Annotated in this window: 9 protein-coding genes; 7 read left to right on the top strand and 2 right to left on the bottom strand. The window is 58.7% G+C overall.

What is annotated here, in order from left to right:
* From H7225_RS17155 to H7225_RS17185, 7 genes are all read left to right on the top strand, one after another.
* Positions 1-485: exosortase C-terminal domain/associated protein EpsI (locus H7225_RS17155; protein WP_290664034.1), on the top strand; the 485-nt coding region annotated here is incomplete at its 5' end.
* A gap of 11 nt (positions 486-496) precedes the next feature.
* Positions 497-1,627, top strand: a complete 1,131-nt coding sequence (gene gmd / locus H7225_RS17160) for a GDP-mannose 4,6-dehydratase (protein WP_290664036.1) — start codon at positions 497-499, stop codon at positions 1,625-1,627.
* A gap of 104 nt (positions 1,628-1,731) precedes the next feature.
* Positions 1,732-2,958, top strand: coding sequence for a hypothetical protein (locus tag H7225_RS17165; RefSeq protein WP_290664038.1), 1,227 nt, complete (start codon positions 1,732-1,734; stop codon positions 2,956-2,958).
* An 80-nt stretch (positions 2,959-3,038) separates the two neighbouring features.
* Positions 3,039-4,175: an O-antigen ligase family protein gene (locus tag H7225_RS17170; RefSeq protein ID WP_290664039.1), complete on the top strand. Its 1,137-nt coding sequence runs from the start codon at positions 3,039-3,041 to the stop codon at positions 4,173-4,175.
* Between the two features lie 36 nt (positions 4,176-4,211).
* On the top strand, positions 4,212-5,336 hold the full coding sequence (locus H7225_RS17175) for a glycosyltransferase family 4 protein (RefSeq protein WP_290664040.1): 1,125 nt from the start codon (positions 4,212-4,214) through the stop codon (positions 5,334-5,336).
* Positions 5,337-5,371: 35 nt separating this feature from the next.
* On the top strand, positions 5,372-6,493 hold the full coding sequence (locus H7225_RS17180; protein ID WP_290664046.1) for a glycosyltransferase: 1,122 nt from the start codon (positions 5,372-5,374) through the stop codon (positions 6,491-6,493).
* A 380-nt stretch (positions 6,494-6,873) separates the two neighbouring features.
* Positions 6,874-8,400 (top strand): hypothetical protein, encoded by a 1,527-nt coding sequence (locus H7225_RS17185; protein ID WP_290664042.1) that lies wholly within the window; start codon positions 6,874-6,876, stop codon positions 8,398-8,400.
* On the opposite strand, the gene H7225_RS17190 is transcribed toward H7225_RS17185, so the two are convergent.
* Positions 8,375-9,559 (bottom strand): acyltransferase, encoded by a 1,185-nt coding sequence (locus H7225_RS17190; RefSeq protein WP_290664043.1) that lies wholly within the window; start codon positions 9,557-9,559, stop codon positions 8,375-8,377. The genes H7225_RS17185 and H7225_RS17190 overlap by 26 nt on opposite strands.
* 30 nt (positions 9,560-9,589) lie before the next feature.
* Positions 9,590-10,400: polysaccharide biosynthesis tyrosine autokinase (locus tag H7225_RS17195; protein ID WP_290664044.1), on the bottom strand; the 811-nt coding region annotated here is incomplete at its 5' end.

Consider the following 10,400-nt stretch of genomic DNA (forward strand, 5'->3'; position numbering starts at 1 on the left):
ACGCACTTTATTCCGAGACCCTCAACCGCACTTACATCAATCGGAGCGGTCAGCGGATCATGTTGTCGATTGCCTATGGACGCAATCAAAACTCGGAATCGACGGCGGCGCACCGCCCCGAGTTTTGTTATGTCTCCCAAGGATTCACAATCAAGGGTTTTGGCAAGGAGAAGGTGGCACTGCCCGCTCATTCTTTGAATGTGGTGCGGCTTGAGGCCCAGGCTGATCGCCGCATTGAGCCGATCACCTATTGGGTGACACTCAATGAAGAGGCCTCGACGCCAGGTCTTGAGCGCAAGCTGCAACAGTTGCGGTATGGTTTGCAGGGTTTCATTGTGGACGGGATGCTGATGCGCATTTCGTCGTTGACAGATCCGGCCATGCGGCCTGGCGGCAAGCCCGACTACCGGCTGCATGACCAGTTCATCGCGGATCTGGAACAGGCCATGACCCCCGGCTTCAGGCCTCGTTTCTTTGGTTCTTGATGGTGTCTGACATGACAAAAAAAATAGCGTTGATCACTGGGGTGACCGGGCAAGATGGTTCTTATCTGGCCGAGTTTTTGCTGAAGAAGGGCTACGAGGTCCATGGCATCAAGCGCCGCTCCAGCCTGTTCAACACCGACCGGATCGATCACCTGTACCAGGATCCGCACGTTGACAACCGCAACTTCATCCTGCACTACGGCGACCTGACCGACAGCACCAGCTTGGTCCGCATCATGCAAAAGGTGCAGCCCGACGAGGTTTACAACCTGGCCGCGCAGTCGCACGTGGCGGGCAGCTTCGAGGAGCCCGAGTACACGGCCAATTGCGATGGCATCGGCGCCCTGCGTCTGCTGGAGGCGATTCGCATTTTGGGCCTGGAGAAGAAGACGCGCTTTTACCAGGCTTCGACGTCCGAGCTGTATGGCCTGGTGCAAGAAACGCCTCAAAAAGAGACCACGCCGTTCTACCCGCGCAGCCCTTACGCGGTGGCCAAGTTGTACGCATACTGGATCACGGTGAACTACCGCGAGGCCTATGGGATGTACGCCTGCAATGGCGTGCTGTTCAACCACGAAAGCCCGGTGCGCGGCGAGACCTTCGTGACGCGCAAGATTACGCGGGCGATCAGCCGCATCGCGTTGGGCCTGCAAGAGTGCTTGTTCCTGGGCAACATGAGCGCGCTGCGCGATTGGGGCCACGCCCGCGACTACGTCGAGATGCAGTGGTTGATGCTGCAGCAAGAGGTGGCCGATGACTTCGTCATTGCCACTGGCGTGCAATACAGCGTGCGCCAATTTGTGGAGTTTGCTGCCAAGGAGCTGGGCACCACGTTGGCATTTGAGGGCGAGCGCGAGGCCGAGGTTGGCAAAGTGGTGGCCGTGGTGCCGGTCAATGGTGAGTTGCTGGCCCGGTGCAAGGTGGGTGATGTGGTGGTGCGGGTTGATCCTCGCTATTACCGCCCCACAGAGGTTGAAACCCTGTTGGGTGATCCCACCAAGGCCAAGACCAAGCTGGGCTGGACGCCGGTGATTACGCTGCAGCAGTTGGTGGCCGAGATGGTTTTGAGTGACTACACGGCCGCCAAGCGTGACAGTTTGGTCAAGCAGGCTGGCTACCAGGCCTATGATTATCACGAATGATTGGGCAGCCGAAGAGTCCGGATTCCGGGGGCCTGATGTCTGATGGAGCAAGCGAGCGAAAGCTGCCGTTTCAGGGAGTTTCGCATTCGTTGATTGATCAGGCCTTGCTGAGCGTCAGCAATTTCCTGATCGGTTTGGCCTTCATCAAGTTTGCGACGAAGCACAACTATTACGCCTACAGTCAGTTAATTGGGTATGTGGCCTTGACCTTGGCCATCCAGGCGGCCTTGATCACCACCACTGCACTGACGCTTCTGCCGCGAAAGCAGGGGCCCGATCGTGATGCGGCAACCAATGCGTTTTTCGGCTTACAGCTCTTTCTGAGCACTTCGCTGGCTCTCCTGGGAGGGCTGTTTCTGTGGAGCTTGCCCGCAGCGATCTCAATGGAAGCCATCGGTTTTCCGCTCGCACTGGCCATGGTGTTGATGGTGCTCTCGTCGTGGTTGAGGGAGTTCTTGCGCAATGTTCAGTTCATCAACTCGCGCGCCGACCTTTGCTTGCAGCAGGATGTAGCCTATGTCGTCCTGCTGACGCTGGGTGTGGCGGCGCTGGTGTTTGCCCAGCGGGTGCGTGCCGATGAGATGCTGCTGGTCATCAGCGGGGCGGGCATTGTCAGTGCACTGCCTTGGTTGCACAAGGCGGGCATCCGACCTGTGTTTGGACGCCAGAATTGGGCGGGACTTTGGGGCGAGATTTGGCCGCTGGCACGCTGGGCTCTTCCGGCCGGCCTGGTGGCTTGGGCGTCCGGCAATGGTTATCTGCTGATAGGCGCCAATGTGCTGGGGCCGGAGTTGACGGCGGAAATCGTTGCCGCCAAGTTGTTCATGGCCCCCTTGGGCATGATGTTCTTGTCGTGGGGCAACATCTTTCGCCCCAAGGTCAGCCATTGGTTGTCCGTGGGGGCGGTGCATGACGTGGCTCGCTTGACGCGGCTGTCCATACTTGGCGTGGCTGTGGTGGTGGTCTTCTATTTTCTGGCACTGGTCGTGGCCTACCCCCTCCTTGAATCCCAATTGCTGGGCGAAAAGTACAAGGGCCTGCAGTTTGACATTGCATGGTGGGGTTTGTTTTTCATTGCCAGTGGCGTCTCATCCATTTGCAATGGTTTGTTGATGGCCGGTGGGCGTTTCAGGCAGTCTTTCTATGCGGCATTGGTAAGCTCGGTTTGCAGCATCCCGGTGATGTATGCGTCCGGCTTGATGCTGGGCAAGCACGGCTTGATGTTGGGCGCCGTATTGGGCGAGGCTTCGTATGCGGCAGTGCTGTACTTCGGCATGTGGCGGATGTTGCGTAGCGTGCCCGTTCAGCAGGAATTGGGGGTATTGAAATGATGGTGACCCAGTCATCCAGGATGGTGTTTCCGAAGTTTTACGCGGTCCCCATTTTCCTGGCGATTTGTTTGAAGTCGGGGGTGGATGCCTTCTTTGAGGTCAACTCGATCAAGTACCTGTACATGTTCCTGTTGATCTTCGGCGTGTTTTTCATGCGGACAGGCCGGGGGTTTGCAAGTGGCAAGTCTCAGGGTTCAGGAGACATGCAGTCGGTGTTGTGGGTGACCACGGTCATTTACTTCACCTTTCTGACGCTGCTGATGATTTTCCAGAACGGTTCTCCCCAGCTGATTTTTAAGATCGTCAGCCCGTTCATATTCTTTGGCCTGGTGGTGGCAGCCGCCGATGACAGCTTGCCATTCGCAATCGCCGTTGGATCGGTCATCAACATCGTGGCCAATGCTGCCTTGCTGCCATTCGACTATGGTTGGGTGTATTGGGGTGCCGTCCATACCTTCAAGGGGTTTTACCTTTTCAAGACGGACTTGTCGTACAGCGTGACGACTTCTTTGCTGGCCTTTGCGGCCTGGAACCGATACCGGCTCACCCCTTTGTACATTGCCCTGGCCGTGCTCGCGGTGGTCCAGGTGATGCTGGCCAACTCTCGGCTGAACTATTTGACCATGGCCGTCGTGCTGGTGTTCGTTGCCCTGAAGAACGGCGCCAAGCCCAAAACTTTGCTGGTATACGCTGGTTTCCTGGGCGTGTTGGCCGCTGTGGCCTGGAAGCTTTACAGCTCGTCCAAAGGGCTGACGTTCGACACCAGCAACCTCGAAGGTTTCACCCAAGGACGCGATCGGGTGATGTCCGTGCTGCTGAAATATGGTCTGGCGAGCTATTCACCATTGGAATGGTTGTTCGGCCGCGGCCTGTACGCGGACTTGGTGATCTTCATGGAGAACGTGAGTGGGGGTGAAGTCTACGGTTCCCATAATGAATTCTTGTACCTCATCGTGACTCAGGGGGTGACCGGCCTGGTCCTGAATGTGACGGCCTGGTGGATGGTGTACAAGATTTCCCAATCGGCCGGGGTTCAGCATTGGGCTTCAGGGCTGGCCGCGGTGGCGTTCTTGCTTTACTTCATCCAGGGGCTGACTACCACGATGTCGACTTATGCCCTGAAGACATGGCCTTTGGCGACCATCTTGGTTTTGATCTTCGCGTCAAAGGATCAGGCGCCGTTACCGGCGCAGCCCAAGTCGGCCATGCAGCGCTAGTCGGCTCTCGTTGAAGACGGTGTGGTGTTCAAAAACATGAAAAAAATCAAATGTGCTGTGGTGACCAATGTGCCCGCCCCCTACCGGGTTCCGGTCTGGAAACACTTGGCTAATTCCGGTGTGGTGGAGCCTCACATCATTTATTGTGCGCCCGCCCACATCGATCCGACCCAAAGTGGCGTTACGGATGAGCACGGTGTGTATTTCCTGACAGGAAAATACACCGCCTACGAATCGCGGTTCATGCACATGGATTTGTCTGTGATCAACGTTCTGGAAAAGATCAAACCGGACGTGGTGGTCACCACGGGCTACATCCCTACCTACCTTTACGCCTTTGCGTGGTCGGTTCTTCGGGGTGTGCCACACGTGGCCATGACCGACGGCACACTGGACGCGGAGCGCTCGCTGACCTGGGTGCATCGCTTGGTTCGGAAACTGGTGTTCTGGCGAACGAAGTCTTTCATCGGCGCGTGCTGGGGCTCAAGAGATCTGTTCTTGAGCTATGGCGTCCACCCAGCCAAGATTCACCTTTCGCCGCTATGTGACGACAACGCACTTTTTGGCAGTGCCGTGCCGGCTCCTCAATACGATTTCATGTTTTGCGGCCAGTTCGTGGAACGCAAGAACCCGATTTTCGCCATCCAGGTGGCGGACGGCGTGGCCCGACAATTGGGCCGGACCGTCTCGATTCGCTTCCTTGGCAAGGGGCCGATGGAGGACGAGATCAGGAGCGCGGCTGATGCAACCCAGGGCCGTGTCGAACTGTCCTTCGCAGGGTACCTTCTGCAAAAAGACATGCCGACCGAATATGCGGCATCGCGGGTTTTTTTGTTCCCAACTCGCATGGACTGCTGGGGGGTCGTCATCAATGAAGCCTGCGCGGCGGGTGTGCCCAGCATTGTGACGCCGCACACTGGGGTGGCAGGCGAACTGGTGGTGGAAGGCGAGAACGGCCATGTTTGCGAACTCAAGCTCGATGTTTGGGTTGAGCGCAGCGTGCGGTTGCTGACCGACCAAGCGCTGTGGTCGAAGTTTTCACTGGCCAGCAAGGCCAAAGTGCAACGCTACACCTTTGCCGCCGCAGCACAGGGCATCGTCGATGCGGCGGTGCAGGCGACCGGCGTGTGTATGGTCGGTGGAAAGGGCGCATTGTCGTGAGTCCGTCTTCCCCACCGGTCATCGTGGTTTCCCTGATGCGGCTGGAAGGCACGACGGGCCTTCAGACCCACATGCGTGAATTTGAAGCCTTTTTGAGGGAGCATGGTTTGCCCCATGAGGTGGCCACGCCGTTTTACACGGCGGGCGCGCCCTTGTTGTACCTTTTTGTTGGATGGCGGCGGGTGCTTGAAGTCGTGTGCAAGCCCGCGGCAGTGTGGCTCTACCGTTCGGGGCATGCTTTGCTTTTGTGGTGGCGCTTGCGTGGGTTGATGGCCCGCCATCCTCGGTGCGTGGTGTACGCGCAATGCCCTTTGTCGGTGGCAGTGGCGATGCGTTGCGTCCGGTTCCCGGACCAGGTCGTGACCATGGTGGTGCACTTCAATTTATCTCAGGCAGACGAATGGATTGACAAGGGCTACATCGCGCCCAATGGATCCATTGCTCGGGGCATCCGCGATCTGGAGCAGTCAGTGTTGCCGCGTCTGCAGGGCATGGTCTATGTTTCTAGGTTCATGCAGAATGAGTTGATTCGCAAAGTGCCCAGTGTGCAGGCGGTGCGTTCGGCAGTGATCCCTAACTTTGTGAAGGCATTGCCTGCTGGCGAAGTCCTGGAGGCAGCAAAGGAACGCAACCTCGTGTCGATCGGGACCCTTGAGCCTCGCAAGAATCAGCAATTCTTGCTGCATGTCCTGGCGCAAGCGAAATCACGGGGCCGGGTTTTGACCCTGACCCTGGTGGGCGATGGTCCCGATCGTGGCGCTCTGGAGGCGCTGGCCTTGCAATTGGGCGTGGCGGAGCAAGTGTTCTTCGCCGGGTTTTCGGCGGGCGCCAGGGCTTTCATCCCAGGTCACCAACTGTATGTGCACGCCGCGCGCATGGAAAACCTGCCTTTGGTCTTGATCGAGGCCCTGTCTGCTGGTGTGCCCATCCTGGCCGGAGCTGTCGGCGGGATCGTGGAAGTGTTCAATGAGGGTGTTGAGGGGCGTTTTTGGCCGCTCGATGACCCTTCGGCTGCCTGCGATATCGTGCTGGATGTGCTTGAGCACGAGGGGAGATTGAACCGGATGGGGCGGGCCGCTTCTGCGCGTTTCAAAGCTGTCTTCGAATCCGCCGTGGTAGGACAACGTCTTCACGACTTCCTGCTCAGCCGTCCTTGAAAGGGTGAGCCATGTGGTCTGCGTCAGTAAAGATGTTGAGTGTGGTCGGTGCTTTGTGCATCGCGCAGGCCATGGCGGCCAGCAATGACATCAGCGTGACGGGGCCCAATCTGCTTCGTGATGGTGGGTTTGAAGGCGCCGGTAGGGCGGTGACCGGCTGTGCTGGTGTTCGCGGGCAATTGCCATCAGCGTGGGTGGACAACTCCTGCTGGAACGCCGCTACTCAAGTGAGTTATGGCCTGGATGAGGGGCAATCCAATGGCGGGGCCCGAAGTTTGAAGGTCATGTTGGCGACGGGGCTGTTTCAGCTTGTTCAGCCGATCAATCTGGAAGCCGATTGGCGATATGGCCTGGGCATCTGGGCGCGATCGGAGGCTCCGATGATGATTAAGCTGGCATTGCGCAAGAGTGGTCCGCCTTACCTTGAATACGGGGCCAGGTATCTTCGAACATCGAGTCAATGGACCTACGTGTCGGTGTCGGCCTTCACGAACGGCTTGAGTGACGCCGAGGCGCGTCAAGCCATGTTCATCGTGTCCAGCGCCACGCCAGGCACCGTTTGGATCGACGGGGCAGCTTTGGCGGGCGGGCGCAGCCAGCTGGTGCTGCCCGTTGGCCCGGTTCCGCCGCAATACTTTGGTGCCCATGCGTTGCACCAGCACAACTCCAAGACGGCATTTGAAGACGGTCTGGTGGGCAGCTTGCGAATCTGGGACAGCGAGCGCTCTCAATGGCACACGATCCAACCTGCTCGCCCGAAGGGGAGCAAGCGCACATACGATTGGTCGGCATTGGATGACCGGGTGACGCAAGCCCAAAAACATCAGGCCGACCTGCTGATGGTACTGGGCGGCTATGTGCCTTCGTGGGCTACCATGGACGAGGGTGATCCTGACGACAGAGTTCGGGATGCGGTGGAATGCTACCGTTGTGACGAATCACCCAAACGCAGTAGTGACTGGAAAACGTGGGTCATGGATGTGGCGTCGCGTTACAAGGGCGGCCCCATCAGGTATTGGGAAATCTGGAACGAACCATCTTTTGGTCCCAAAGACGAATGGTGTCCTGATCGGCAAGGATGCGCGACCAAAATGGCTTCGATGTACCGGGGCACCCCGGAACAACTTCTATCCCTGCAAAACGACGCGGCGGAGGCCATCAAGCGCATCGACCCATCAGGGAAGATCGTGTCTGCCGGCATCAGCCTTTATCACCGCGATTACCTAGACTACTTCCTCAAGATTGGCGGGGGCAAGACGGCGGACATCATTGGCTATCACTGGTACGTGGACGGCCCTCCTGAGTTGCTGATGTCTCACATCCTGGCGGTGCGGGGGCTGATGCGCGACCATGGCTTGAGTGACAAGCCCTTGTGGAGCACCGAAGGCGGGGTGGCCCAACTGAGCCTTGAGAGCGACCCGGCCTGGAGGGGCGCCAAGACCACCGGGCAAGACCTGCCTCGCGTGCACGAACTAGGGCCTGCGTACTTGGCCCGAAGTTTGATCGTAGGGTGGGCTTCAGGCCTGGGGCGCTGGTACCACTATGCCTGGGATGGGAGCCATGGTTGGCCAAGTTCCACGTCGGTGATTGCCAAGGGCACCAACCTGGCCATTGATGTGACCGAGGCGGGTGTTGCCTACAGACAAGTGGTCACATGGATGGTGGGTAAGCGTGTGATGGCTTTTGAAACTGGCCAGGGTGGCGGCCTTTGGCAGGCGACGTTGCAGGGTGCCGATGGCAAACTGTCGTACATCGTCTGGCATCCAGCCAGAACGTCATTCAACCCGTGGGCACTGAAGAAGCCGAGCACAGCGCATAAGGTGTGCGACCTGGCGGGCAAATGTCGCACATTGGTGACCGAAGCTACCGTGGCCGTTGATTTCAGGCCCTTGTATCTGACGCCTTGAGAATAGGGGCGGGGGACTTGCCCCAGAGTTTGTCCAGCTGTTGCCGAACTTTCGCGGTGTGTTTCTCGGTCAGCTGGTAGACCACAAAACAGTAGGCATAAATGACAGCGCAACTGCCGAACAGGTAAGCCAAACCCAGTACGGTGGGTTGCACCAGGAATGGCAAATGGAAGACCTGGTAGCCCAGCGCCACGACGAACACCATGGCTGGGAAATGGCATAGGTAGGAGGTGTAAGAAAACTCGGCAAGCCAATCGTGCAGCGAGGCCAGGGGAAGGCTTGCCTTTATTCGGCTGGCGCTGACCAAGGCGACCATGTAAGCCAAGCCCAAAATCAGGTCTCGGACAAAATCGATCCAAATGGATTCGCCGGCTTCAAAGTCGCCATTGCGGCTGAGCCTGGAGGCCACCAGGGCCACGACGAAAATGCCCGAACCTAGCCACGGCGCCGGAATCCAGCGGCCAGACTTGATCCAGGCATGCGCAACCATGCCCAAGGCCCAGATGCTACCCCACAGCATCAACTCACCGGGCAGCAGCGCAGCCAGAACCAAGGCGCCCAGAGCTGACCATGCCCGTTCTTGCCAGCGGCCCCACGTCAGGGCGGTGCCTAGCAAAGCGAACATACAGTAGTACCACCACTCGTTGGCCAAGCTCCAAAGCGGACCATTGCTGCCAAAGTGCCCGGTCATGATGCCTTGCATCATGACCAGGTTGCCCAGAAAGGTGCGCAGGTCCATGGCGGCCGTGATCTGGCTGGTCAAGGAGTTGGTGTGGTATTGCGCAGAATTGGTGTAGAGCTCGCTGGCATTAAGCCAGTGAAGCCCCACGGAGTCCAGCACAAAGCCCATCAGCAAAGCCGGGATCAGGACGGTGTAAATGCGGCTGACGCGGGCGAATGCATAAGCACGCAGATCGGGCCCGCATGCCTTCCATCGGTTCAAGGTCAAGCCGCCCACCAGGAAGCCGCTGATCACGAAGAACACCATGACGGCCTCATGACCCAGCCCGGCGGCGAAGTACAACGCTTTAGAAAAAAGTGTTTTGTCGGCCACATCCTTGAAATCCACCAGGATGAGGTGGCGCACATGGTAAATGACGACCAGGAGTGCGGCCAACCAGCGAGACAGGTTCAGGAAAGAAGACAGGCCGGGGCTCATCAGGCTGCGCAGGGCAGACCGCCCCGGTGGTCAATATTCATTGACGATGGCGCCAACCAGTTTGGCTGAACTCATCTTGACCGTGCGAACCAGCTCCTGAAGCGCGGGGACGCGGCTTTGGTTTTGGCGAGCGACCACGAGAGCGGCTCCGCACTTGGCCGCGATCACCGGGCCATCGGTGCCCAGGCTCATGGCCGGGGTGTCCACGATGATGCGGTCGAACTTGGTCTTGAGCTCGCGCAGCAGCAGGCCCAGGGCGGGGCGCTCCAGCAGTTCAAGCGGGTTGGGCGGTGTGGGGCCAACCGGCAGCACAAACAGGTTGGGCAGCTCTTTGACCGACTGGATGACCTTGGAGGCCGCGCGGCCCGACAGGATGGACGACAGGCCCCCGCTTCGGCTGGGCAGGTTGAACAGCTCGTGGATGCGGGGGTTGCGCATGTCCGCGTCAATCAGCAGCGTGCGGCCTGGCAGTTGGGAGAAGGCGACCGCCAGGTTGGCGGCGAAATAGGTTTTGCCATCGCCACTGTCGGGGCTGAGGATGGCCAGCGCGGGGCGCGGACCCTCGTCGCTGTAGATCTTCATGATCAGGTGGCTGCGGATGGTGCGGAAGGCTTCGGCCTGCACGGTGAAGGGGCTGGCGCCCACCACCAGTTCAGGGTTCAGGCTGTTTTTGCCTTCGGAAGCGTAAGGGTAGTGGAACTGCTGTGCCAGTGCCCACAGCACATCGTCGGCATTGGCCAGGCCCAGGGCCACGGCGGCTTCACCAAATCGAACGCCATTGTCTTTTTGGTAGACCAGAATCTGTTCGATTTGATCCGTGGACAGTTTGTTGGCTTCGCTG

It is taken from the genome of Aquabacterium sp., assembly GCF_014378415.1.
Taxonomy (GTDB): Bacteria; Pseudomonadota; Gammaproteobacteria; order Burkholderiales; family Burkholderiaceae_C; genus Aquabacterium.

Bases quoted from the DNA above. Each gene is read 5' to 3' on its own strand.
- H7225_RS17180 (WP_290664046.1), top strand. From the start codon at position 5,372: ATGCGGCTGGAAGGCACGACGGGCCTTCAGACCCACATGCGTGAATTT.
- gmd (WP_290664036.1), top strand. From the start codon at position 497: ATGACAAAAAAAATAGCGTTGATCACTGGGGTGACCGGGCAAGATGGT.
- H7225_RS17190 (WP_290664043.1), bottom strand. From the start codon at position 9,559: ATGAGCCCCGGCCTGTCTTCTTTCCTGAACCTGTCTCGCTGGTTGGCC.
- H7225_RS17185 (WP_290664042.1), top strand. From the start codon at position 6,874: ATGATGATTAAGCTGGCATTGCGCAAGAGTGGTCCGCCTTACCTTGAA.
- H7225_RS17175 (WP_290664040.1), top strand. From the start codon at position 4,212: ATGAAAAAAATCAAATGTGCTGTGGTGACCAATGTGCCCGCCCCCTAC.